Source organism: Cupriavidus sp. CP313, from assembly GCF_054072015.1.
The window spans coordinates 77,302-100,709 of sequence record NZ_JBSVZB010000005.1; the positions used below are offsets into that span (position 1 = coordinate 77,302).

General features: G+C 65.6%; 25 protein-coding genes, 1 tRNA gene and 1 pseudogene. 13 read left to right on the forward strand and 14 right to left on the reverse strand.

Annotation, left to right across the window (positions count from 1 at the left end):
* Positions 1–112: 112 nt before the first annotated feature.
* Positions 113–2,104, reverse strand: coding sequence for a DNA topoisomerase IV subunit B (locus ACW4E8_RS08965; protein ID WP_456804175.1), 1,992 nt, complete (start codon positions 2,102–2,104; stop codon positions 113–115).
* Between the two features lie 347 nt (positions 2,105–2,451).
* Between ACW4E8_RS08965 and ACW4E8_RS08970 the strand changes: the two genes are divergently transcribed.
* Both ACW4E8_RS08970 and ACW4E8_RS08975 read left to right on the forward strand, forming a co-directional pair.
* Positions 2,452–3,663: an MFS transporter gene (locus tag ACW4E8_RS08970; RefSeq protein ID WP_456804176.1), complete on the forward strand. Its 1,212-nt coding sequence runs from the start codon at positions 2,452–2,454 to the stop codon at positions 3,661–3,663.
* Positions 3,663–3,803, forward strand: a complete 141-nt coding sequence (locus ACW4E8_RS08975) for a hypothetical protein (RefSeq protein WP_456804177.1) — start codon at positions 3,663–3,665, stop codon at positions 3,801–3,803. The genes ACW4E8_RS08970 and ACW4E8_RS08975 overlap by 1 nt, the downstream gene beginning before the upstream one ends.
* A 19-nt stretch (positions 3,804–3,822) precedes the next feature.
* Here ACW4E8_RS08975 and ACW4E8_RS08980 read toward each other — a convergent pair whose 3' ends face one another.
* On the reverse strand, positions 3,823–5,754 hold the full coding sequence (locus ACW4E8_RS08980; protein ID WP_456804178.1) for an ATP-binding cassette domain-containing protein: 1,932 nt from the start codon (positions 5,752–5,754) through the stop codon (positions 3,823–3,825).
* Positions 5,755–6,087: 333 nt separating this feature from the next.
* Here ACW4E8_RS08980 and ACW4E8_RS08985 point away from each other — a divergent pair, with 333 nt between their 5' ends.
* Positions 6,088–7,266 (forward strand): benzoate/H(+) symporter BenE family transporter, encoded by a 1,179-nt coding sequence (locus ACW4E8_RS08985; protein WP_456804179.1) that lies wholly within the window; start codon positions 6,088–6,090, stop codon positions 7,264–7,266.
* Between the two features lie 9 nt (positions 7,267–7,275).
* Here ACW4E8_RS08985 and ACW4E8_RS08990 read toward each other — a convergent pair whose 3' ends face one another.
* Positions 7,276–7,785, reverse strand: coding sequence for a hypothetical protein (locus ACW4E8_RS08990; RefSeq protein WP_456804180.1), 510 nt, complete (start codon positions 7,783–7,785; stop codon positions 7,276–7,278).
* A 265-nt stretch (positions 7,786–8,050) separates the two neighbouring features.
* Between ACW4E8_RS08990 and ACW4E8_RS08995 the strand changes: the two genes are divergently transcribed.
* From ACW4E8_RS08995 to ACW4E8_RS09005, 3 genes are all read left to right on the forward strand, one after another.
* Positions 8,051–8,383: a DMT family transporter gene (locus ACW4E8_RS08995; protein ID WP_010813574.1), complete on the forward strand. Its 333-nt coding sequence runs from the start codon at positions 8,051–8,053 to the stop codon at positions 8,381–8,383.
* Positions 8,384–8,457: 74 nt separating this feature from the next.
* Complete coding sequence (locus ACW4E8_RS09000) at positions 8,458–8,760, forward strand: type II toxin-antitoxin system HigB family toxin (RefSeq protein WP_456804181.1); 303 nt, start codon at positions 8,458–8,460, stop codon at positions 8,758–8,760.
* A gap of 5 nt (positions 8,761–8,765) precedes the next feature.
* Positions 8,766–9,137, forward strand: coding sequence for a helix-turn-helix domain-containing protein (locus ACW4E8_RS09005; RefSeq protein WP_456804182.1), 372 nt, complete (start codon positions 8,766–8,768; stop codon positions 9,135–9,137).
* Between the two features lie 30 nt (positions 9,138–9,167).
* Here the strand turns inward: ACW4E8_RS09005 and ACW4E8_RS09010 are convergent, their stop codons facing one another.
* From ACW4E8_RS09010 to ACW4E8_RS09025, 4 genes are all read right to left on the reverse strand, one after another.
* On the reverse strand, positions 9,168–9,404 hold the full coding sequence (locus ACW4E8_RS09010) for a hypothetical protein (protein ID WP_456804183.1): 237 nt from the start codon (positions 9,402–9,404) through the stop codon (positions 9,168–9,170).
* Positions 9,405–9,434: 30 nt separating this feature from the next.
* Complete coding sequence (locus ACW4E8_RS09015; protein ID WP_456804184.1) at positions 9,435–9,644, reverse strand: hypothetical protein; 210 nt, start codon at positions 9,642–9,644, stop codon at positions 9,435–9,437.
* A gap of 87 nt (positions 9,645–9,731) precedes the next feature.
* A complete protein-coding gene (locus ACW4E8_RS09020; protein ID WP_456804185.1) occupies positions 9,732–10,457 on the reverse strand; it encodes a polysaccharide deacetylase family protein in 726 nt (241 codons plus the stop codon).
* Positions 10,458–10,475: 18 nt separating this feature from the next.
* Entirely contained in the window at positions 10,476–11,636 is a 1,161-nt protein-coding gene (locus ACW4E8_RS09025) for a glycosyltransferase family 4 protein (protein ID WP_456804423.1), read from the reverse strand.
* 769 nt (positions 11,637–12,405) lie between these two features.
* On the opposite strand from ACW4E8_RS09025, the gene ACW4E8_RS09030 reads away from it, so the two are divergent.
* From ACW4E8_RS09030 to ACW4E8_RS09045, 4 genes and pseudogenes are all read left to right on the forward strand, one after another.
* Entirely contained in the window at positions 12,406–12,573 is a 168-nt protein-coding gene (locus ACW4E8_RS09030) for a hypothetical protein (protein WP_456804186.1), read from the forward strand.
* Positions 12,563–12,829 carry a hypothetical protein gene (locus ACW4E8_RS09035; RefSeq protein ID WP_456804187.1) on the forward strand — a complete coding sequence of 89 codons (267 nt, stop codon included), beginning with the start codon at positions 12,563–12,565 and terminating at the stop codon, positions 12,827–12,829. The genes ACW4E8_RS09030 and ACW4E8_RS09035 overlap by 11 nt, the downstream gene beginning before the upstream one ends.
* Positions 12,830–13,457: 628 nt before the next feature.
* Positions 13,458–13,868 (forward strand): annotated as a pseudogene (locus ACW4E8_RS09040) (helix-turn-helix domain-containing protein); the annotation flags it as partial.
* Positions 13,869–14,094: 226 nt separating this feature from the next.
* Complete coding sequence (locus ACW4E8_RS09045) at positions 14,095–14,475, forward strand: hypothetical protein (RefSeq protein WP_456804188.1); 381 nt, start codon at positions 14,095–14,097, stop codon at positions 14,473–14,475.
* On the opposite strand, the gene ACW4E8_RS09050 is transcribed toward ACW4E8_RS09045, so the two are convergent.
* A complete protein-coding gene (locus ACW4E8_RS09050) occupies positions 14,466–14,669 on the reverse strand; it encodes a hypothetical protein (protein WP_456804189.1) in 204 nt (67 codons plus the stop codon). The two genes, ACW4E8_RS09045 and ACW4E8_RS09050, sit on opposite strands and share 10 nt — an antisense overlap.
* A gap of 28 nt (positions 14,670–14,697) precedes the next feature.
* Between ACW4E8_RS09050 and ACW4E8_RS09055 the strand changes: the two genes are divergently transcribed.
* Positions 14,698–15,219: a DUF1643 domain-containing protein gene (locus ACW4E8_RS09055; RefSeq protein ID WP_456804190.1), complete on the forward strand. Its 522-nt coding sequence runs from the start codon at positions 14,698–14,700 to the stop codon at positions 15,217–15,219.
* Positions 15,220–15,639: 420 nt separating this feature from the next.
* Here ACW4E8_RS09055 and ACW4E8_RS09060 read toward each other — a convergent pair.
* From ACW4E8_RS09060 to ACW4E8_RS09070, 3 genes are all read right to left on the reverse strand, one after another.
* Positions 15,640–15,714, reverse strand: a tRNA-Arg gene (locus ACW4E8_RS09060).
* Between the two features lie 62 nt (positions 15,715–15,776).
* Positions 15,777–16,007 (reverse strand): hypothetical protein, encoded by a 231-nt coding sequence (locus ACW4E8_RS09065; RefSeq protein WP_456804191.1) that lies wholly within the window; start codon positions 16,005–16,007, stop codon positions 15,777–15,779.
* 34 nt (positions 16,008–16,041) lie between these two features.
* The gene (locus ACW4E8_RS09070) at positions 16,042–16,533 is read right to left on the reverse strand and encodes a lecithin retinol acyltransferase family protein (protein WP_456804192.1); all 492 of its coding nucleotides are present in this window, start codon (positions 16,531–16,533) and stop codon (positions 16,042–16,044) included.
* Positions 16,534–16,926: 393 nt separating this feature from the next.
* Here ACW4E8_RS09070 and ACW4E8_RS09075 point away from each other — a divergent pair, with 393 nt between their 5' ends.
* Both ACW4E8_RS09075 and ACW4E8_RS09080 read left to right on the forward strand, forming a co-directional pair.
* Positions 16,927–17,292 carry a hypothetical protein gene (locus ACW4E8_RS09075; RefSeq protein WP_456804193.1) on the forward strand — a complete coding sequence of 122 codons (366 nt, stop codon included), beginning with the start codon at positions 16,927–16,929 and terminating at the stop codon, positions 17,290–17,292.
* A 74-nt stretch (positions 17,293–17,366) separates the two neighbouring features.
* Positions 17,367–18,143 carry a PP2C family protein-serine/threonine phosphatase gene (locus tag ACW4E8_RS09080; RefSeq protein ID WP_456804194.1) on the forward strand — a complete coding sequence of 259 codons (777 nt, stop codon included), beginning with the start codon at positions 17,367–17,369 and terminating at the stop codon, positions 18,141–18,143.
* 38 nt (positions 18,144–18,181) lie between these two features.
* Here the strand turns inward: ACW4E8_RS09080 and ACW4E8_RS09085 are convergent, their stop codons facing one another.
* Genes ACW4E8_RS09085 through ACW4E8_RS09095 form a run of 3 tightly spaced genes read right to left on the reverse strand, consistent with a single transcriptional unit; the run spans position 18,182 to position 23,347 of the window.
* Positions 18,182–19,498: a sigma-54 interaction domain-containing protein gene (locus ACW4E8_RS09085; RefSeq protein WP_456804195.1), complete on the reverse strand. Its 1,317-nt coding sequence runs from the start codon at positions 19,496–19,498 to the stop codon at positions 18,182–18,184.
* Positions 19,495–22,614, reverse strand: a complete 3,120-nt coding sequence (locus ACW4E8_RS09090) for an ABC transporter transmembrane domain-containing protein (RefSeq protein ID WP_456804196.1) — start codon at positions 22,612–22,614, stop codon at positions 19,495–19,497. The genes ACW4E8_RS09085 and ACW4E8_RS09090 overlap by 4 nt, the downstream gene beginning before the upstream one ends.
* Complete coding sequence (locus ACW4E8_RS09095; protein ID WP_456804197.1) at positions 22,595–23,347, reverse strand: peptidylprolyl isomerase; 753 nt, start codon at positions 23,345–23,347, stop codon at positions 22,595–22,597. The genes ACW4E8_RS09090 and ACW4E8_RS09095 overlap by 20 nt, the downstream gene beginning before the upstream one ends.
* Between the last annotated feature and the right edge of the window lie 61 nt (positions 23,348–23,408).

Here is a 23,408-nt window from a genome sequence, read left to right on the forward strand (position 1 = left end):
GCGTTCCGGATTGCTGTCAGTTGGCGACCATCGGGAATGACGGCCAGGGAGACTGGGGATTATCTACCCAATCCCCGGCCGACGCTTACCGTCCAGGTGCCGCTCACTTCCCTCAGATATCGGCCTCGACCTCGTTGCCCTTCTCTTCCAGCCAGCTGCGGCGTTGCGCGGCCTCGCCCTTGCCCATCAGCATATTCATCACCTCGACGGTCTGCGGCAGGTCGTATTCGCCCAGCGACACGGGCAGCAAGCGCCGCGTGTCGGGGTTCATGGTGGTTTCCCAGAGCTGCTCGGCGTTCATTTCGCCCAGGCCCTTGAAGCGGGAAATCTGCCATGAGTTTTCCTTGACGCCGTCCTTGAGCAGCTTGTCCTGGATGGCCAACAGCTCGCCTTCGTCGAGCGCGTACAGCTTCTGCGCCGGCTTCTTGCCGCGCGCGGGCGCATCGACGCGGAACAGCGGCGGACGCGCCACACAGACGTTGCCGGTGTCGATCAGCTTGGGGAAGTGCCGGAAGAACAACGTCAGCAGCAGCACCTGGATATGCGCGCCGTCCACGTCGGCGTCGGACAGGATGCAGATCTTGCCGTAGCGCAAGTTGGACAGGTCGGGTTCGTCGTTGGCGCCGTGCGGGTCCACGCCGATCGCCACCGCGATGTCGTGCACTTCGTTGTTGGCAAAGAGGCGGTCGCGCTCGGTCTCCCAGGTATTGAGCACCTTGCCGCGCAGCGGCAGGATGGCCTGGAACTCCTTGTCGCGGCCCATCTTGGCCGAGCCGCCGGCCGAGTCGCCCTCGACCAGGAACAGTTCGTTGCGGGTCACGTCGGTGGACTCGCAGTCGGTCAGCTTGCCGGGCAGCACGGCCACGCCGGAGCCCTTTTTCTTCTCGACCTTCTGCGCCGCGCGCGTGCGCGCCTGGGCTTGGCGGATCACCAGCTCGGCCAGCTTCTTGCCGTACTCGACATGATGGTTCAGCCACAACTCCAGCGCCGGGCGGCTGAAGGTGGACACCAGCCGTACTGCGTCGCGGCTGTTCAGGCGTTCCTTGATCTGGCCCTGGAACTGCGGGTCCAGCACCTTGGCCGACAGCACGAACGAGGCGCGCGCAAACACGTCTTCGCTCATCAGCTTGACGCCCTTGGGCTGCAGCGCGTGCATCTCGATAAAGCTCTTGACCGCCTGGAACAGCCCTTCGCGCAGGCCGGATTCATGCGTGCCGCCGGCCGGCGTGGGGATCAGGTTGACGTAGGACTCGCGCACCGGCGCGCCGTCTTCGGTCCAGGCCACCACCCACGACGCACCTTCGCCGTCGGCAAAGCCTTCTTCGCCGGGATTGGCGTCGGGGTCGGCAAAGTGCTCGCCCTCGAACATCGGGATTACCAGCTCGGCGCCGCTGCCCTGGGCCAGCGCCTCGACCAGGTAGCCCTTCAGGCCCTGGTCGTACTGCCAGGTCTGACGCTCGCCGGTCTTCTCGGTCACCATCGTGACCTTGACGCCCGGCAGCAGCACCGCCTTGCTGCGCAGCAGGCGCTGCAGCTCGGCCAGCGGGATCGCGGCCGAGTCGAAATACTTGGCATCCGGCCACACCTGCACGCGGGTGCCGCTCTTCTTCTCGCCACGCTCGATCTTGCGCGAGGCCAGCGGCACGGTCACGTCGCCGCCGGAGAAGGTCAGCGTCGAGCACATGCTGTCGCGCCACACGGTCACGTCCAGCTGCGTCGACAAGGCATTGGTCACCGACACGCCCACGCCGTGCAGGCCGCCCGAGAAGGCATAGGCACCGCCCTTGCCCTTGTCGAACTTGCCGCCGGCGTGCAGCCGGGTGAAGACGATCTCGACCACCGGCACGCCTTCTTCCGGGTGGATGCCCACCGGGATGCCGCGGCCGTCGTCCTCCACGCTGAGGCTGCCGTCGCGATGCAGGGTCACCAGGATCTCGGAGCCGTGGCCGCCGAGGGCCTCGTCCGAGGCGTTGTCGATCACCTCCTGCACGATATGCAGGGGGTTGTCGGTCCGGGTGTACATGCCGGGGCGCTGCTTGACCGGCTCCAGACCCTTCAGGACCCGGATGGAAGATTCGCTGTACTGACTGGTTTTGCTCGCCATGGAGTCGCTACGAAAGTGATGGTCCGGCTGCGCCAGGGCGCACAACTGTGCACGCGCCGGGGCACCGGGCACTGCATTGTAATGGAAGCAGGCGACGGCAAACCCGCCAAAAACGCGTTCGTCCTGCCGACCTGCGCCGGCGCCGGTTTGCCGGGCCACCGCCACTTTTTGCCAGGGCGCCGGCAACGCGGGCGGCGCAGTACGCGTTTTCCCGAGCCGGAGTAAACTCGCCAGCACCCGGCCCCGGCAAGCCTGATTGCCGTCCCGGCACGGACAACAACAAGTACACACAATCCCCTGTCGGCACCGCGCTTACCCGGCGGGACTGCCGCACATCGAGCCAAGACATGCAGAACCGACAACTTTCCCTGACCACCGTACTTGTGTGCGGTGGACTGCTCGTGACACTTTCGATGGGCATCCGGCACGGCTTCGGCCTGTTCAACCTGCCGATCACCCAGGCCCATGGCTGGAACCGCGAGACCTTCGCCTTCGCGCTGGCGCTGCAGAACCTGATGTGGGGCGCCAGCCAGCCCTTTGCAGGCGCGCTCGCCGACAAGTTCGGCGCGCTGCGCATCATCCTGATCGGCATCGCGCTGTACGTGGCCGGCCTGGTGGTGATGGCGCTGGCCACCAGCGGCACCGCCTTCGCCACCGGCGCCGGCGTGATGATCGGCATCGCGCAGTCGGGCACCACCTACAGCATCGTCTACGGCGTGATCGGCCGCGTGGCCAGCCCCGAAAAGCGGGTCTGGGCCATGGGCATCGCCGCCGCGGCCGGCTCGTTCGGCCAGTTCCTGATGATCCCGGTGGAGCAGGGCCTGATCTCCGGCCTGGGCTGGCAGAATGCGCTGTATGTGATGGCGCTGATGGCTTGCGTGATGCTGCCGCTGGCGCTGACGCTGCGCGAGCCGCGCGAAGCGGCCCACACCGGCGGCCACCACCAGACCATCGGCCAGGCCGTGCACGAAGCCTTCGGCAACCGCAACTTCCAGCTGCTGACGCTGGGCTACTTCGTGTGCGGCTTCCAGGTGGTGTTTATCGGCGTGCACCTGGCGCCGTACCTGAAGGACCAGGGCCTGACCGACCCGAAAGTCGCCGTCGTGGCGCTGGCGCTGATCGGGCTGTTCAATGTATTCGGCACCTATACCGCCGGCGCGCTGGGCCAGCGCCTGCCCAAGCGCTACCTGCTGTCCGCCATCTACGTGACGCGCTCGGTGGTGATCGCCGGCTACCTGCTGCTGCCGCTGACGGTGGCCAGCACCTGGGTGTTCGCGGCGCTGATGGGCTTCCTGTGGCTGTCCACGGTGCCGCTGACCAACGGCATCATCGCCCAGGTGTTCGGCGTGAAATACCTGTCGATGCTGTCGGGCGTGGTGTTCTTCTCGCACCAGATCGGCAGCTTCCTGGGTGCCTGGCTGGGTGGCTACCTCTATGACCGCACCGGCGGCTACAACACGGTGTGGCTGATCTCGATTGCGCTGGGCGTGGTGGCCGCGCTGGTGAACCTGCCGATCCGCGAGCAGGCCCTGGTGCGCGCGCAGCCGGCGGCGGCGTGATGACAACGGCCCGCGTCCGCGTGGCGAAGGCAGCCGGGCTGGCGGTGCTGGCCGGGCTGCTGGCGCTTGGGTTCGTGGGTTACCTGCGGCCGGGGTTCATGGTCGATCTGACCAATATGGTGCTGGCCTGGTGCGGGTAAGGGCCGGCTTGCCTGACCCTCAGGCTCCCTCGCCCTTTGACTTCGCCTCCAGCACTTCCCAGCGCTCCAGCGCCTCCAGCAATTCCATTTCGATCTCGTCGTGCCGCGTGCCCAGCTGCGCGGCCTTGGGTGCATCGCTGACATAGAGCGAGCCGTCCGCGAGCTGCGCCGAGATCGTCTTCTGCTCGGTTTCCAGCGCGGCAATGCGCTCCGGCAGGCCATCCAGTTCGCGCTGCTCCTTGTACGACAGCTTGACCGTACGATTGGCGCCGCGCGCCTCGCGCGAATCCTTGCCCTTTGCCGGCTCTGCCGCCTTCTGCTCCGGCTTGCGCGCCGCCTGCAGCGCCGCGCTGCGGGCCGACTGCTCGACCCAGTCTGAATACCCGCCCACCGACTCGCGCCACACGCCATCGCCCTCGGCGGCCAGGGTCGAGGTCACCACGTTGTCCAGGAAAGCGCGGTCGTGCGAGACCAGGAACACAGTGCCGCTGTAGTCCTGCAGCAGTTCTTCCAGCAGTTCCAGCGTGTCGATGTCGAGGTCGTTGGTCGGCTCGTCCAGCACCAGCACATTGGCCGGACGCGCAAACAGGCGCGCCAGCAGCAGCCGGTTGCGCTCGCCGCCAGACAGCGACTTGACCGGCGAACGCGCGCGTTCCGGCGCAAACAGGAAGTCGCCCAGGTAGCTCATCACATGCTTGCGCTGGCCGTTGACCTCGACCCAGTCGCTGCCGGGGCTGATGGTGTCGGCCAGCGAGCGCTCCAGGTCCAGCGCGGTACGCATCTGGTCGAAGTACGCCACCTGCAGGTTGCTGCCGTTGCGCACGGTGCCGCTGTCCGGCGCCAGTTCGCCCAGGATCAGCCGCAGCAGCGTGGTCTTGCCGGCGCCGTTGGGGCCGATCAGGCCGACCTTGTCGCCGCGCATGATGGTGGCGGTGAAGTCGCGCACCACCACCTTGTCGCCATAGGCCTTGCTGACGTCGGTCAGCTCCGACACGATCTTGCCGGAGCGGTCGGCCTGCGACACCTCCAGCTTGACGTTGCCCTGGACTTCACGGCGCGCGGCACGCTCGTTGCGCATCGCCACCAGCCGCTGGATGCGCGACACGCTGCGCGTGCGGCGCGCCTCCACCCCCTTGCGGATCCACACCTCTTCCTGCGCCAGCAGCTTGTCGAACTTGGCCTGCTCGACCTGCTCGGCCGCCAGCATCTCTTCCTTGCGCGCCTGGTAGGCGGCGAAGTTGCCGGGGAAGGACACCAGCCGGCCGCGGTCCAGTTCGATGATGCGGGTCGCGACGCGGTCGAGGAAGGCGCGGTCGTGGGTGATCAGCAGCACGCTGCCGCGGAAGCCCAGCAGCAGGTCTTCCAGCCAGCGGATCGCTTCCACGTCGAGGTGGTTGGTGGGCTCGTCCAGCAGCAGGATGTCGGGCTCGGCCACCAGCGCCTGCGCCAGCGCCACGCGCTTCTGCAGGCCGCCGGACAGTGCCTCGACGCGCGTGTGCGAATCCAGCTCCAGGCGCGCCAGCGTGGTTTCCACGCGGGTGCGCAGCTGCCAGGCGCCGGCGGCATCGAGCTCGGACTGCAGCCGGTGCAATTCGGCCAGCGCGGCTTCGTCGTCGTGGTTCTCGGCCACGCGGTCGGCGGCGGCCTCGTAGCGCACCAGCAGGTCGTGCGCATCGCCCATGCCCTGGGAGACGGCGTCGAACACGGTGATGCCCGCCTCGAACTGCGGCTCCTGCGGCACGTAGGTGCTGGTCACGCCGCTCTGGCGTGCGATCAGCCCATCGTCCGGCGCCGACAGCCCCGCCACGATCTTCAGCAGCGAGGACTTGCCCGAGCCGTTGCGCCCGATCAAACCCACGCGCTCGCCGGCCTCCAGCGAAAAGTCGGTGTGATCGAGCAGGGCCACGTGCCCGAAGGCAAGCTGGGCGTCGGTAATGGAAAACAGGGCCATGGGAGAAAGACGAGACGACGAGAGAAAGGAGGGACGGCCTGGCAGCCAGGGCTGGCGTGGCACGGCAGCCCGCATTGTAGACGACCGGGGCCAGGCCAAGGCTGGCCCCAAAAAAGAAGGGCCCGCGCACTGCGGGCCCAAGAGTCTCTCCTCGGTGCCCTGCTCGCAAGGCACGAAGCCAGCATATCAACGACCCCCTGCCCGCTCCAGTCGGAAAAGTCCGTAAGGGAAAGTCCCGTCAACGGCGATTTCGGGACGCCGCCGCGGCAAATTGGTACGGCCAAGGCACTCATGCGAAGATGTCGGCCGTGCCAATGGCCTGCCGCCGCCCTCATGACCACCGCTTCACTGAAATTGTCCGACCTGTCCGTGTCCGCGCTCGTCGCCGGGCTGGTCGCCACGCTCACCGGCTATACCAGTTCGCTGGTGCTGATGATCCAGGCCGGCCAGGCCGCCCATCTGACCGATGCCCAGATCTCGTCCTGGATCTGGGCGCTGTCGATGGGCATGGGGATCACCACCATCGGCCTGTCGCTGGCGCTGCGCGTGCCGATCGTGGTGGCCTGGTCCACGCCCGGCGCCGCGCTGCTGATCGCCAGCCTGCCCGGCGTGCCCTACGCGGAAGCCATCGGCGCCTTCCTGCTGGCCGGGCTGATGATGGCCGCGGCCGGCATGACCGGCTGGTTCGACAAGCTGATGCGCGCCCTGCCCGCCAGCATCGCCTCAGCCCTGCTGGCCGGCATCCTGTTCCGCATCAGCGTGGATGTGTTCGTGCAGGCGCAGCACCAGACCGTGCTGCTGCTGGCGATGTTCGCCGCCTACCTGCTCGGGCGGCGGCTGTGGCCGGCCTATGCGGTGCCAGGGGTGCTGCTGACCGGGGCGGTGATCGCCGGCGTGCTCGGCCAGCTCGATTTCTCGGGCGTGCGGCTGGAGTTGGCGGTGCCGGTGTGGACCACGCCGGCGTTCTCGCTGTCGGCCTTTGTCAGCATGGCGGTTCCGCTGTTCATCGTGGCGCTGGCCTCGCAGAACATCCCCGGGCTGGCCGTGCTGCAAGCCGACGGCTACCACGTGCCGGCCTCGCGCCTGATCTCGATCACCGGCCTGACCTCGGCCGTGCTGGCGCCGTTCGGCTCGCACGGCGTCAACCTGGCGGCGATCACCGCCGCCATCTGCACCGGCCCGCAGGCCGACCCCGACCGCAACCGCCGCTATACCGCGGCCGTGGTCTGCGGCGTGGGCTACCTGGTCGCGGGCACGCTGGCCGCCAGCATCGCGGCGCTGTTTGCGGCCTTTCCGCAAGCGCTGGTGGTGGGCGTGACCGCGTTCGCGCTGATGGGCTCGATCGCCAACGGCCTGACCGTGGCCATGCAAATCCCGGCCGAGCGCGAAGCCGCGCTGCTGACCTTCATGATCACGGCGTCCGGCATGACCCTGGCGGGTGTCGGCTCTGCGTTCTGGGGCGTGGTGGGCGGCATGCTGGCGTTCCACGTGCTGCGCCAGCGCGCCGCCTGAGCATCGCCGCTAAAGCATCAGGAAAGCCACGTCCGCGTAGCGGATATCGTCGGGCGACACGCCCCTGCGGCGCTGGAACAAGACATGCTGCAGCACGCGGTCGCGGTGGGCCGCGAAAGTTTCCGGATCCAGGTTCAACGCCACGCGCGCGTAGTGCTCGGCCATCAGCTTGTAGACACGATGGCGCACCTGCAGCATCTCGTTCGCCGCCTGGAGCCGGCTCATTTCCCCCATATGGTCTTCGTCCAGCTGACGCATGCTGACCACCACCCGGGCGTGCATGCCCCGGTAGCGATCTACCTCCGCATGGGCCTTGCGCAACTCCTCGCGCAGCGACCGCACTTCCTGCAACAGCTTCAGGTTGTGCTGCACGCCGCGTTGGATGCGCGAGGCCTCTTCCAGTGCGTGGTCCGCCGCGGCGATGGTGTCCTGCCACGGATTCGCGTCCGGCGCGGGCTCCCCGTCCCCGGCCTGCGAAGACGTCCAGGCGGCCGTGCCGTCGATGCCATTGTGATGCATACCGCTCCCCTTACCCCATGCCCGCCGCCGGCATCGTGAGGTTCGTGCCGGCTTGGTCGGGCTAACTACCGCGACTGCTTTGTAGGACTTTCTTGTGCCGCGGGCCGGCCATGCGCCCGCTTGTTTTCGTCTTTATAACCACATTCAATCCCCCATCGCAGCTTTGCACAACCACCGCAAGGGAGGGACGCGGCTTTGGCGCAACATGCGGGGGCGCTAAGATGCCGGCTTCGGCCCGTTTCGGCCCACCCACTTATGCACTCCCATGAACGGATACCTGCTCCTCGCCCTCGCCATCGTCGCCGAAGTCATCGCCACCAGCAGCCTGAAGGCGTCGCAGGGCTTTACGCGGCTGGTGCCCAGCGTGCTGGTCGTGACCGGCTATGTGGCGGCGTTCTATTTGCTGATGCTGGTGATGCGCACGGTGCCGGTCGGCATCGCCTATGCGATCTGGAGCGGGGCCGGGATCGTGCTGGTGTCGCTGATCGCGGTGGTGCTGTACCGGCAGGTGCCGGATCTGGCGGCTTGCGCTGGGATTGGTCTGATTATTGCCGGCGTCGCCGTCATTCAGCTGTTTTCGAAGACGAGCGCGCATTGATCGTGGGTATGCTCGGCAGTGGATGACACCCACCCACTCTTGCCGCAGTCCCATTTTGGGACTAGCATGCCCACATGCGAATCATAGCGAAGAGGTCTTTGCTCCAGTTCAGCAAGTTCCACCCCGAGGCCAGGCAACCGTTGCTTGCCTGGCATGAAGAAGCCCGCTGCGCGGCCTGGACCGCGCCCATGGACATCAAGGCGCGCTACGCCAGTGCCAGCTTCGTTGGCAGCAACCGCGTGGTCTTCAATCTCGGCGGGAACAAGTACCGGCTCATCGTCGCTATCGCATACCGGTTGGGCATCGTCTACGTGAAGTTCGTCGGCACCCATCTCGACTATGACCGCATTGACGCCGCCACCGTGGAAATGGAGTGATCACCATGGATATCCGCCCCCTGCACACCGAAGCCGACTACCAGGAAGCGCTGGCCGCGGTCTCCACCCTGGTCGACGCAAACCCTGCGCCCGATACGCCCGACGGCGACAAGCTGGAAATCCTCTCCATGCTGGTGGAACGGTATGAAGCCGGGCACTTTCCGATGGATCTGCCGGATCCAATCGCCGCGATCCGCTTTCGCATGGAACAAGCTGGCCTCACGCCACGCGACATGCAACCGTACCTGGGTAACCTCAACCGCGTATATGAAGTGCTGAATGGCAAGCGCGCCCTGAGTCTGGCCATGATCCGGCGGCTGCACCGTGACCTGAAGATTCCTGCGAACGTACTGATCGCCGAGCGCAGTGCGGCGTGAGCCCTGGCGGCGCAGCGGCTGGTGCGCGTGCTAGCCAAAGCGCGCATCGATCTGCTTCCTGGCCCAGTCCGAGGCATGCTGCCATGCCTCGCCTTCGCTGAAGAACTGGCCCGGAACAAGGTGGTGATCGAAGACCTTGAGTGGCGCTCCATCTGCCGCTTTCGTGCAGATGGTCACCTCACCTTGCCAGGGCCCGCCAACGCCAGGAGACGTTGCCGATGCTTCATACCAGTGGTCGCGGTAATAGGTGAACCCTTGGAGATCCATGTCTTTCTCCACTAGTGAGAGTTCAGGAAGTTAGTCGTTGGCGTCGCCTGAAGTGGCTTGGTCAATCTCCCGTTTCGCGGACGCATAGGCGCTATCAATCGCGACCGACTCCGAAGGAGCGAGCGCCCCGGTGTTGTGCCGGTGCCCGTGACCGCGGATGCCATATGACCAGTCCCACTGGCCGCTCGCGTCCTTTTTGGCCTGGATTGAGATCTCCCGGCCTTTGTATCTGAGTTCCATGGCGAGCTCTCCGGAGTTGGGTGGATTGATGTGTAACGGAATGTGGTCCCTGTCGGCGGGGCTAGTCCACAGTAACGCAGCCTGAGGTCAGTCGCCCCGCCGCTTGTCCTCATGCCGCGTCAGGCATTTCTGCAGGAAGCGGAACAGGTTGGTGCCGCAATGCACATGGACACGCGGCAGGCCGAAAGGGTTGTCATCGGCACGCGCCAGCCCGCGCTGCGTCAGCGTGGCGTTGTCGTAGCCAGCCTCGCGCACCATTTCCCGGTGCGCCGCATGCTGTTCGCCATAAGGGTAGCAAAACGCCGTGACCGGCATCGCCACCAAGTCCTCCAGCGCTGCCTTGGAGGTTTCAATCTGCCGGCGGGCTTCCGCCGGCGGCAATGCCGGCAGGTGCACGTGGTCGACCGTATGGGCGCCGACCTCATGGCCGAGGCGGGCCCATTCCCGCACCTCTTCTGCGTTCATCAGCGGAGCAGGCGGCACGCCTTGGCTGGCGTCCCAGACATTGCTGCCGTCGATCTGGCCGGACACAAAGTAATTGGTGGCACTAAAACCGAACTCCGTCAGGACGGGCAGCGCATGCCGGTGGACATTGCGGAAGCCGTCGTCAAACGTAATCCCGAACACTTTGCCGGCAGACTCGCCCCGAACATAGGGCATGAGTTCGCGCATCGACAGGCCGCGATAGCCCAGCCGGCGCATCCAGGCGATCTGCTGGCGGAACTGCGCGGGACTGACGGTCAGGCCACGAAACGGCGTGCCATGGGGCGGCACGATATCAATCTGGTGATAGGTCAGGATCGGGATCGACATGTCGTATGAAGTGCGCGGTTACTGGCTGCGGCTCTGGGTCAGCGCGGCTGGCAGCGGTTGAGGCCGCGCTCCCCGCTCGAGAACCGCCTGGTACACGGCGAGTGTGCCGGCGACGAAGGTATCCATGCCAAAGTACGCCCGACTCTTTGACAGGGCAGCCTCACCCATCTCGGCCAGCCGATCGGGCGCTGACAGGATTTGCTCCAGCCGCGCCCGTAGTGCCGCGATGTTGGCGCACGGCACCACCCAGCCGTCCTGCCCATCGGTCACGTTCTCGGGCAGGCCGCCGGCATCGGAAACCAGTACCGGCAGGCCCATCGCCATCGCTTCGCGGCAGGCAAACGACAACGTCTCGCTCCGCGACAGCACAAAGGCGGTGTGCCCTGCCCCCAGGGTGGGACGAACATCGTCCAGCAAGCCAGTAAAAACGACCTGTTCTCCGAGTCCCAGTGCCGCGACCTTCCCGGTCATGCATGGCAAGGGCGCTTCGCCAGCCAGGATCACGCGTACACCGCTACGCAAGTGGGCGGGCAACTGCGCAACGGCTTCCAGCAGGTCCGTCCAGCCCTTCTCATAGCGGGTACCCGCGGTACTGACGAAGACCGTGCATGCCGAGCCGGCACCGAAGTATCGCGCCCGCAGCGCATCGGCCTCCGCCGGCGCCGGCGGTGCAAAGTGACCCATGTCGACGCCATGGGACACGGTGCTCACCGACACACGGCTGTACGGGGAGCTGCGCAGCTTCCGGGCGACATAGTCGCTGACCGCAATCACATGGTGGGTACCAAGCCACGCACGCAGCCAGTTGCCGACACTGTTGCTGCGGTGATCGTTGTGTTTGGTATAGACAATGCGCGGCCGGCGCAAGGCAACCAGGCGCACGAGCATGACCAGCTTGTGGTCGGCAGAACCGTTGACATGGATGATATCGAAGCGCCCAAGGCTGATGAGCCGCCAGAGCGCCCACAACTCGCGCAGCCAGCGCAGGCCCCGCGGCGCATAGTCGACCGCCGCCACCTCGACGCCCGCGCGGCCGCTGGCGAGCCGGTACAGACGGCTGGTCCGTGGAGCCGCCACCGTCACTTCATACGACGGCGCCAAACCTGCCAGCAGATTGATGACATACGTATCGTGCCCGCCACCGTTTCCGCGGTGGAAGTTCGTCAATAGCACCCGCAATTTCTCCTCCACCTCTGGGAGCTCTTTTGTTGTCAGAGTATCCCTCAATCATTACAGAAAATTACACGGCGACCCATAGGGGTTGGCCCAAACTCCCACCGGAGGACGCGATTTTGTCAGCTTTGGCAGCCATTTCCGTCGAAAACAGAGGTAAACCCCTAATGGCGCTCAAGGAAGCGGGTGCCGCTGCCGTCGCACACCGACAGGCTTCTGCGACCGATGTAAGATTCCGTAACGTATTGAGAACAGTTCTCGTTGACCACGCCCGCGCAGGGCCAGTGACCGGAGCAGCGGAAACTGGCCACGGGGGAGCAAGCGACCTTACGCCGCGCGCAGCGGGCCCGCTAAGTCTTGTGCTGTCGTTCGTTGCCTGAAAATGAAGGGAACCGTGCGGGCCTGGCGCATACCAACAGCAACAAAACGGCCGGGATTGTTAGCTGCGAAGCTTTAAGGGGATTATTCGAGGGGATAATCCATTCTGCGGTCCGCCGACAGGATTCATAAATCTTCACGAATCCGTTTATTTACGCCGGATCAGATGATTGTGAAATTTCCGGTGCCACCTCGGTGCCACGAAAATAATTTGCTGCCCGATTTGGCGGCTGGGTATACTGTATATCCATACAGTATTTAGACGCCCTCCCCCCATGGACATCATGCTCGCCGCCGAAGCCGCCATCCGCGAAGCTATCCCCGCCATCGTAGCCCGCCACCGCGGCGCCGGGCACCCCACTGGCAACATCTCCATTAGATCGAAAACGAGGTCGTCGTGGCCGTCGCCACAACGCGCAAGGTTGATCCGAACATCTTGCGCATGCTGCGTGCTTCGCCCTTGATGGGCTACCCCAAGAACGACGAGATCGCTGACCTCATTCGCCACAAGGTGATGCCGGTCACCTTCGGGGCCATTGTCGAAGCGTGGCAGCATGTCCACTGAGCGGCGCGCGACGCCATCCATATTCCTCGAGGCGCAGTTCTTCGCTGATGACCAGGTCGAAGAGCGGCTGGCCTGCGAAGGCGTCAGCGAGGCGCAAGACGGGATCACCGTCCATGGCGTCGATGTGCGCCACGTGCGCGCGCTGCGCTGGACGCCCGACTACCTGTCGTTCCACGACGACGGGCGAGTGCGACGGCACCCGGTAGGTCGATGGGTGGAGTTCGGCCCGAGCACGGTGAAGTTCGCGCGTCGGTAGAAGAATCAGCGCAGGGGAATCTTCGCTATGTAGACAGCGTCGACAACGGCGCCTGGCTCCATGGCCAGGCTCTGATGCTGGGACTGAACGAAGTGATTGGGCAGCGCGCCGGCTCAGTGTACCGGGAGCGGTCGCGCGATTGGATGAAGATCAAACGACCAAGAGCGGTTCCGCAAAAGCGGTTCACGCGATAGAGGTGCCGACGCGTGCGGACGCGCCGGCGTGTCACCTTTGGTGTAGACCGCTCGTGGTGGACAAAGACCCAATACCTAAAGCGCCTGAGCCATGCTCCCCAGAACAGCCTATAGCAGCCGGCACCCGCATTTTCCAGAGCGACGCGGCAAACACTGAAGTCCACCGCCAGATTCAGTCGGGCGTCTGCCAGCAGACCGCGATAGACCGGGTTGCAAAGGGCTGGAAAGCGCAATATGACCCGGCGTACGCGTCAGGGCTGCACAGCAAGGCAGACTGACTCGGCCTCAAGCCGACGCTACCACCCGCCTTGGCCAAAGCCGAGGCGAAAAAGGAGGAAGCCGGAGCGCTGACTCGAACCCGAACGAGTAGCCCCACCGGGATTTGAACTGCACCCCAAAAGTTGGACACCGATCCAACCTTTGGGGTGTTTTTCATGGCGAAGTACGATGAGAGGTTCAAGCGCCGGGGCGTCGAACGCTATTTGACTGGAAGGGCCGGCTTTAAGGCCCTGGCCAAGGAGATGGGGCTGGATCCCGAGGCCATACGGCGCTGGGTCGGCAGCTATACCCATCACGACACAATAGCATTAAAAAAAGTGCAGCCGGTACGACGTACAGTTCAAGTTATCAGTCCTGCGGTGGATGTGGCGTGACGGGTTGTCCTATCGTCAGGTTGCAGCGCTGTTCGATCTGCGAGGCGGGACCAGCGTCGTCGCGAGGTGGGTACGCCAGTATCATGCGGGAGGAGTGGACGCACTGGCGCCCAGGCCACGACGACGTAGGAAGGAAATGTCGGCCCCAAGTCTCCCAAGCACCCTGCGACGGATGGCCGCGACATCAAGACATCTCCAGCAGCCCGAGTGGCGGTATTTGTACGCCCATTAAAAATAGCTCAGCTATTAGAACAACCAATGATTATCAGCTAGCTACGCTATTGAGTTTGAAAACTAGCATTGCTAGTGCTTCCCCGTGCCGCTAACCCAGGGAAGGGCGTTTGGCATCTCTGTCTCCAGCGAACCGCTGCGAACGCAGCCGCCTATCAGCGCGCTTTCGAAGCGCAGCAGCGCGTGGGTGGCCATCCCGGTGCCCGCGCCGACGGTACGCGAGACCCCAGCAGCGCTGGACCCCGGCCCGACCGTCTACCGTGCCGACTACCCGCGTGCGTACCCGCCTGCTTCGAGAATATCCCCTCCAGCGGAAGCCATCATCTGGAAGCCCGGCATCCACATGCCGCGTGCACTGTGCCGCCTAGTGCTGGAAGTGACCGGCGTGCGCGTTGAGCGGCTGCAGGACTGCAGCGAGGGAGATGCCAAGGCCGAAGGCTGCGGTGCGAACGAAGCCGAGGACGCCTGTGGCAACTATCGGTTGCTGCGGGACCAAATCAACGGCGCCGGAGCCTGGGAAGCCAATCCGTGGGTGTGGGAGGTGGAGTTCCGGAGGGATCAGCGTTGATCCTCAATCCACGCTTTCGCCCATGCGATGCCTGCCGCGACGGCAAATTCGAACGTTGCATAGGAGCCCAGAGGCTCAGACGCCTCCAGAACAAGATGGTCCTTTTGCACGGTGCCAAAGGCTTCGAACGAGCCATCAGCCAGTTGCTTCGCAAAGCCACGAACTATGTAGTCCTTATAGCTCTCAATGCCCATGGTGGCCCCCTGTTTTGGAGATCGTAGCATGAAGCACCTGACCACCCAGACCTTCGACGGTGAGGCCGGCTGCATCCTTTCAGACTGCGAGCAGTACCGCTATCGCCTCTGGCGCGATTGGGATACCAGCCGGCCTGCGCTGGGCTTCATCATGCTCAATCCGTCGACCGCTGACCACCAGGTCAACGACCCGACGATCACCCGGTGCCTGCAGCGTGCGCTGGCCGGCAAGTATGGTCGGCTGGAGGTGGTGAACTTGTTCCCGCTGCGATCAACCGACCCGGACGGCGTTCTGACCCACCCGTCGCCGATGGGCGACCGGCCCGACCGCAACGACTGTGCGGTGATGGATGCGATCGACCGCTGCTCGATGGTGATCTGCGCCTGGGGTGCGCACAAAGCGGCGCTGGCCCGAGCAACGGAGGTGCTGCGGATCGTCAGGATGTGTGGCCACGGCAACCTCCTCTATCACCTCGGGCTTAACCGAGATGGAAGTCCGAAGCACCCTCTGTATATCCGCGCCACCATGAGGCCACGCAAGTTCGAATGAGCGCACCGTACAGCGTCACGCATGATTTAGGGAATACCAACCATCTCAGCGCCGGGACAAAGATGACGAAGCAGGAGGACACGCGTGACTGTACGACCTATGAAGAGGTCGCCGCATATCTGATCGAGAAGTTTGCGAATACCTTGGTGTTACCAAAGTGGAAGGCAAACAACAGGTGACAGGCACTCTGACGGGGATAGAGTGGGAGCTGGATGCAAAAGCTTTCACTGTCCGGGCGAAACCCTAGCTCATTCAGTGCCGTCGATGCCACCCCACGGAAGCCGTGTCCGGTCATGCGCGAGTGGCGAAAATCTGCGGATGCCAACGCACTTTGGAGAACGACGGCGAACGTAGATTGCCCGGAATGCCTTGATTTACTTGGGGAAAGAGAACTTCAGAGAACCACAGCGAACCATTCTGTGGTCCCGCCGACAGGAATCGAACCTGTATCTAGCGCTTAGGAGGCGCTCGTTCTATCCATTGAACTACGGCGAGGGACAGGACTGTCAGGATCGGGAACCGCGGGCGCGGTGATCCTGGAGACGGCCCGGAGTATATCAAAATCCGCACCTGCCCGGCTCGCCGGCGGTGGCGGACCCATCCCGGCGGCCTCGCCCGGCAAGGCGGCCGGACGACGGCAGGCGCGTCGGCCGGCCGGCATGGCGCAGGGCGCGGCGCCCCGGCCGGCGGCGGCCGCGGGCGCAGTTGGCGGCGGCAGTGGCACAGCTGCGGTGGCAGGCTTGTCCGCGCAGGTTGCAGCGCAGTTCCCAGTCGATCAGTCCGGACATGGCAGGCTCCTTGATTCGGTGATGGCCGCGCGGTTCAGGCGAGGCTCAGGCCCAGGTTCAGGCCGCCCAGTTGGGCTTGCAGCAGCGCGCCCAGCAGCAGCCAGCCGATGTGCAGCGCGGCGCGCGGGCGGCGCATGCATGTTTCCACTTGCTCGCTGCGGCTTTCGCCGGACAGGCACCAGGAGCAGAAATGCTCACAGTTGTTGGTCAGCAAGTGGTAGGCGTTTTCGCCCACGCGGGAACGGGCGCGTTCGACGGCCTGACGGCCGGCGAAGCAGGCGCAGGGTTCCGGCCTGACGGCGATGCCGAATCCGGCGGCGAAGGCTTCGAGGGTAGTTTCTTCAACCGGCGCGGCTTGCAGGGAGCGGGCGAAACCGGCGTAGTGGATGACGCGGCCGGCGCCGGCATAGATCCCATGATGGGCGTAGCCGTGGCGTTCGGTGACCAGGTGGGCGCCGAGCGGCAGCGGGTCGGCGAAACGATCGTCGCTGCCGGTAGCGCGTTCTTGTTGTTCCTGGATGTTCATGGCTGGCCTCGGTCTGTCTGGTTGCTGCAGGCATTGCTGCTTCATGCCAGACCAACCGCATCAACCATGCCAACAGCAGGGAGGTACGGCAGGACAACGGCTTGGCGGGAATCCGAGGGTTTTGGAGGGGATGGACTGTCGGATGGCAGCCAACCGCGTGGCGGCCGATCTGTTGGCTGGCAGCCACCATTCGCCGCGCGCCGCCAGGCCTGGGCGGGCTGGCGGGAGGGCTCGCGCGATGCGTACGCTGTGGTGGGTGAATCCCGACACTGGCTGGCCGGGGTGTCGGGTCCACGCCAACGTGGCTGGCCTGCCGGCGTGGACCCTGTTGTCCCCACCCCTCCCTGCAGGCCGCGCCAGCCTTGGGATTCCGGTCGCCCTCCTGCCGGACCCATGCTGTGGCACGCGCCTTGCTCAATACGGGTACCGCCCCCGGCGCCACGCCACATCCACCGGAGACCGATCAAGGCCACCCTTGCAATCAACGACCTCGCCAGCTGCCGCGACCTTGCTCCCGCCGCCATGGCCCGCGTGCGCGGCGCCGGCGGGCGGTGGGTGTTCGGGTGGATCCGCCCGTTCGTGCCCTCGTCTGCGCTGCCGCTCGGGACAGTGATCAACTTTTACGAGATCAACTACAGCTTCTATGCTGATCAGATGAACAACCAGTTCCAGGACATCGATATCCGCAACAACGCGCCAAACGCCAATATCAATGTCCAGGGCGACCAGGGCGCGAGGAACGACGGCCGGCTGATCTGATGCTGATCTGAGCGCCAGCGCCGCCGTGGCAGCGCCCCGGCTCGTCCGGAGCTTCACGCGGACCGGAGACAAGATTGGGTTTCGACTCGCACTTCCAGTGGACCTCGGCCGCATGCACGGACGTCGGGCGCGTGCGCGAACGCAACGAGGACGCTTGCCTGGACCTGCCCGGCCAGGACCTGTGGGCGGTGGCCGACGGCATGGGCGGCCATGCCGTGGGGGACTTCGCCAGCCAGGCGGTGGTCCAGGCGCTGGCTACGCTGCCGCCGCAGCCCCGGCTGGAAGACCGGGTCGACGCCACGCGCGCGGCGCTGCAGGGCGTGAACCTGGCGCTGGTCGATGAGGCGGCGCGCCTGGGCGTGCGCTGCATCGGCAGCACGGTGGTGGTGCTGCTGGCGGGCGATCGCCGTTGCGCCTGCGTGTGGGCCGGCGACAGCCGCCTGTACCGGCTGCGTGGCGGCCAGTTCGCCCGCCTCACGCGGGACCACAACCAGGTCGAGCGCCTGCTGGCGCGCGGGCTGATCACCCCGGAAGAAGCGCGCCACCATCCCGCGCAGAACACCATCACACGCGCCGTCGGCGCGGCCCCGACGCTGGCGCCGGAGCAGCTGCTGACCGAGGTGGCCGATGGCGACGTCTACCTGCTGTGCAGCGATGGCCTGAGCAACGAGGTCGACGATGACGACATCGCGGCGGTGCTGGCGCAGCAGGACGTTGCGCAAGCCGCGCCGACGCTGGTGCAGATGGCGCTTGATGCCGGCGGCCGCGACAACGTGTCGGTGGTGGTGCTCCGTGCGGCGGACCCCTACGGCTCTGACAAGACGCTGGTCAATCCCGAGCTGGACGCCTGAAGGCCCGACCGCCAGCAGCCTCGGCCCCTTCCCCCTTGCTACCCCTTGCCGCCTTCGGCCTGCCGGTTGGCGCGGAAATCCTTCGAGTGGATGCCGTGCTTCTTCAGCAGCATCTGCAGGTGCGAGCGGTTCATGTCGAAGCGCCGCGCCAGTTCGGCGACGGTGCCGCCGACTTCCTGCAAGCCCCGTTCGAGGAAGGCCCGCTCGGCCTCGTCGCTGGCGGCGCGCTTGGCCTCGCTCAGCGACGTCGCCATGGTGATGTCCGCGGCTGCCGTGCCCGCGCCGACCACCGCCAGCGCGGCGGGCTTGGGCCGGATGTCCTGCGGCAGGTGGGCCAGGTCGGCGGTGTCGCCGGCCAGGCAGCTCAGCCGGTACAGCAGGTTGCGCAGCTCGCGGATATTGCCCGGGTAGTCGTAGTGCAGCAGGAAGTCGCGCAGCCGCGGCGTCAGCTTGAGCGGCCGCCGCTTGAGCATGCCGGCGGCCTCGTCACTGAAGTACGACACCAGCAGCGGGATCTCGTCACGCCGCTCGCGCAGCGACGGCAGGCTGACGTGGATCACGCTCAGGCGGTAGAACAGGTCCTCGCGGAAGGTGCCGGCCTGGCTCATGCGGCGCAAGTCCTTGTTGGTGGCCGCGACGATGCGCGTATCGACCGAGATCGCCTCGTCCGAGCCCACGCGCTGGATCTCGTGCGCTTCCAGTACACGCAGCAGCTTGACCTGGCCGGTCAGCGGCAGCTCGCCGATCTCGTCCAGGAAGATGGTGCCGGTATGCGCGCTCTCGAACTTGCCGCGCCGGTCGTTGCTGGCGCCGGTGAAGGCCCCCTTCTTGTGGCCGAACAGTTCGGATTCGATCAGGCTTTCGGGAATGGCGCCGCAGTTGACCGAGATAAACGGCTTGTCGGTGCGTGAGCCATTGGCATGGATCACCTTGGCCATCAGCTCCTTGCCGGTGCCGCTCTCGCCATCGATCAGCACCGGCAGGTCGGTCGGCGCGGCCTTCTCGGCAATCTCCAGTGCCTCCAGCAACTTGGGGTTATCGCCGAAGGTCCCTTCGAAAATAAAGCTGCGCTCCACCAGCGCCTGCCGGCGCTCGCGCGGCATGCGCTCGACTTCTTCCTGCGGCGGCGCGGCCTCGGCCGAGGCCGCCTGCACGAAGCGCTCCTTGTGCGACAGCCCCATCACCTCGTCGCGCAGCGTGGTGGCCTGCTTGAGCAGCTTCTCGATCTCCGGGCGGTCAAGCCGCGACGACCAGCGCAGCGTGGAGCGCAGGATCTCGATCTTCTCGATCAGGCCGGCGAACGACACCGGCGAGGTGACCGAGGCGGGGGTGGCACCCTGGTTGTATAGCTTCATGCCGCGCTCAGTTGCTTCTGCACCAGTTGGAAATACATGCCCTTGCGCTCGATCAGCTCCTCATGCCGGCCCTGCTCGACGATGGCGCCTTCATACAGCACCAGGATCTTGTCGGCCTGCATGATGGTGCTGAGCCGGTGCGCGATGATGACTGCGGTGCGCCCGCGCAGGATCTCCTGCATATTGGCCAGGATGTTGCTCTCTGACTGCGTGTCGAGCGCCGAGGTGGCCTCGTCGAACACCAGCAGGCGCGGGTCGTGGTACAGCGCGCGGGCGATGCACAGGCGCTGGATCTGCCCGCCGGAAAGCCCGATGCCGCGCTCGCCCACCACCTGCTCGTAGCCCAGCGGCAGCTTGCTGATAAAGGCATGGGCGTCGGCCATGCGCGCCACCTCCTCGATGCGGCGCCGATCGGGGCTGTCGTCGCCGCAGGCGATGTTCTCGGCGATGGTGCCCGAGAACAGCAGGTTGGACTGCATCACGTAGCCCACCTGCGCGCGGTAGAACGCCGCGTCGATCACGTTCAGGTCGTAGCCGTCCACCGACATCGAGCCCTCGGTGGGCTTGTAGAAGCCCACCAGCAACTTGGCCAGCGTGGTCTTGCCGGAGCCGCTGCGCCCGACGATGGCCACCATCTCGCCCGGCCGGATGGCGAAGCTGATGTTCTCCAGCACGTAAGGCGTGTCTTCGCCGCCATAGCGGAAGTACAAGTCCTTCATCACGATCTCGCCCTGCAGGTCGGGCAGCATCACGCGCGACAGTACGTCCTGCGGCTTCTGCTCGGGCTCCAGGTCGAGCACGTCGCCGAGGCGCTCCATCGCCACGCCGGCGTCGTTGAGCTGGCCCCACAACGCCACCAGCCCCATCAGCGGCGCCAGCACGCTGCCCATGAAGGCGTTGAAGGCAATGAGCTGGCCGATGGTCAGTTCGCGCTCCAGCACCAGCGTCGCGCCCACCCACAGCACCGCGATGGTGGTGGCCGCATTGAGCAGCTGGCTCACCAGCCCCACCAGGATATGGAAGGCCTGCGCCTTGTACTGCGCCTCGAGCGCCTTGGCGTACTTGCGCTCCCAGCGCAGCCGCACCGGGCGCTCGATGCCCATGCCCTTGACAGTCTCGGCGCCGCCCAGTGTCTCCATCAGGTGGGCCTTGGCATCGGTCGAGGCCGCGAACACCTCGCGCGCGTAGGTCTTGACCCTGGGCGTCACCACCACCGTCAGTGCCACGATCGGGATCACGAAGGCGATCAGCAGCAGCGTCAGCTTGACGTTGTAGAGGAACATGATGGTGAAGTAGATAAACACCATCAGCAGGTTCAGCGCCGTGGTCACCGTCGACTCGGTCAGGAAGGCGCGGATGGTCTGGTTCTCCTGGAAGCGCGCGAAGATGTCGCCGGTCTTGCGCTTGGCAAAGAACGACAGCGGCAACGACAGCGTGTGCTTGAAGAAGTGCGACATCATGGCGAAGTCCATGTTGCGCACCATGAAGTTGGCCAGGTAGGCGCGGATCGTCGCCATCAGCTGCGAGAACACGCTGGAGATGATCAGCCCCGCGATCAGCAAGTGCAGCAGTCCAACGTTCTGGTGCACCACCACGCCGTCCAGGATGTTCTGGATGATCAGCGGCGGCACCACGCCCAGCATCTGGATCACGAAGGTCGCAAGGAACAGGTGCGCCAGGATCTTCTTGTATGGGGCGAGATAGCCGATAAAGCGCAGCCACGGCGAGCGCGACACCGACAGCTGGGTCATGCTCTCGCCCGGCGTGAACAGCAGGCAGGTGCCGCTCCAGCCGCGCTCGAACTCCTCCGCGCTCATCTTGCGGAAGCCGATGGCCGGGTCTGCCACCCACACCCAGCGCGACGAGATCCCATACACCACCACGTAGTGGTAGCCCTCCCAGTGCACGATAAAGGGCAGCTCGAAGCCCATCAGCGAATCCCGCGTGCACTGCACCCCGCGCGTGGTGAAGCCGAGCGCTTCGCCGGCGCGCGCCAGGCTGTCCAGCGTGGCGCCCTGGGTGGTCACGTTGGCCAGCTCGCGTAACTTGCCCAGCGTCATCGGGATGCCGTAGTGCCGGCAGATCATCGCCAGGCAGGCCGCGCCGCAATCCATCTCCTCGGCCTGCTCCACCAGCGCGAAGCGGCGGATCAGCTTCTCGCCCAGCTCCGGTTTGGAATGCAGGTCGAGCAGCACCGGGCGCTTGCGCCGTTCGGCCAGCTTCTTCTGCCGATGCAGCTCGCGGTCCAGCACGCGGATGCGCTCTTCCAGCACCTCGCGCAGGCGCGGGTTGCGCTCCAGGATCAGCTGCACCGTCTTCTCGGGGATCACCAGCAGGCGCACGTCGGTTTCGGCAATGGCCGAGGCCAGCTGCTCCTGCCGCATCACGCAGGCGCGCTCGCCGAAGATATCGCCCTGCCCCAGCGTGGCCAGCGGGAACTCGCTGCCCTCCTCGCTGCGCACGATGCGCACCGTGCCCTGGCGCACCACGTACAAGCGCCGGTCCTCGCGCCCGTCCTGCTTCAGGATCTCCTTGCCGGCCGCCACGCGCTTGACGCCGACGCTGCGCACGGCGTCTTCCAGCTCCTGCTTGTCGAGCTTGCCGCGCAGGTCGAAGAGCCGCGCGACAAAGCCGCCGGCCGAACTGATCGCGACATAGCTGGTGATAAAGGCCAGCGCGGCGGGGTTGCCCGCCACCACGGGCTCGCCCACGCTGCGCGGGATCATCAGCAGCTCGGTCTTGCCTGAGGCGCGCACCGACGACTCATGCCGGTAGTCGCGCAGCAGCGCAATATCGGCAAAGACCTCGCCGGCCTTGCGCACGCCCATGCTGATTTCCTTGCCGTGCTCCTCGTTGAACACGCGCACCGAGCCGGACTTGACGATAAACAGGCCCGGCGCCGCTTCGCCGGCATTGCAGACGGTGTCGCCGAAGCCAAAGGTCAGCACCTGCGCGGCTTCCGCCAGGCGTGCCAGCTCCTCCGGCGTCAGCACCGACAGGATCTCGACGGAGGCAAGAAAGGCGGCCAGCGCCGATCCTGCCTCCGGCTTGTCCGGGGCAGCCGCGCCGGCGCGATCGCCGGCCTGGCCGGACTCGCTAGCGGGCTTCGATGACATGTTCCTGCGCCCTGGCCATCAGCCAGTCCTCGCGCAGCAGGCGTCGCACTTCCACTGCCACCTCGCTGTCGAGCGTGGCCTGGTGCTTGTCGCGCACCAGGAAGACCTCGAAGAAGGAACGGTCCGCCGACGGGAACGGCCCCAGCAGGTCCCCCGGCTCGGCGTTGAAGACCTTGGCCTCGATATCGGTCTTGAGCGAGCCGCGCAGCACCTTGCCGATCTCGCCGCCGCGCTCGCGCGTGTCGGCAATGGAATGCTCGCGCGCCATCTCGGCGAAGGCCTCCGGATCATCCTGCAGGTACGAGATCAGCTCCTTGGCCTTGCCCTCGCTGTCGACCACGATATGGCTGACCTCGATGCTGTCGAAGCGCGGCGAGTTGAGCGCAAAGTACGCCTGCACCGCGGCCTCGCTGCAGACCTGCTCCATCATCCGCTCCTGGTAGAGGTTGTCGGTGACAAAGACCTCGAACTCGTCCAGGCTGATGTTCAGCGCATCCAGGTAGTGGTTCATGTCGGCGGCGCGATGCAGGCCCTGCACGCGGCGGAACTGGTCCGCGCGTTCCTGGATCTCCTCGGGCGTGACCACCATGCCTTGCCGCTTCGCCGCGTGCACCGTCAGCTTGTCGCGCACGATCTGCTCGACCAGCCCTTCGAACTGCCCGGTCAGCTTGAGCAGCCGCACGAACTCCTCGACGCCGAGCACCTCGTCGTCGATACGCACAATGCCAGTCATTTTCTCGGCTCCTTTGGCGGCCCCGCGCGCTTGCGCGCCAGGCTGTCCAGATGTGCTTTGC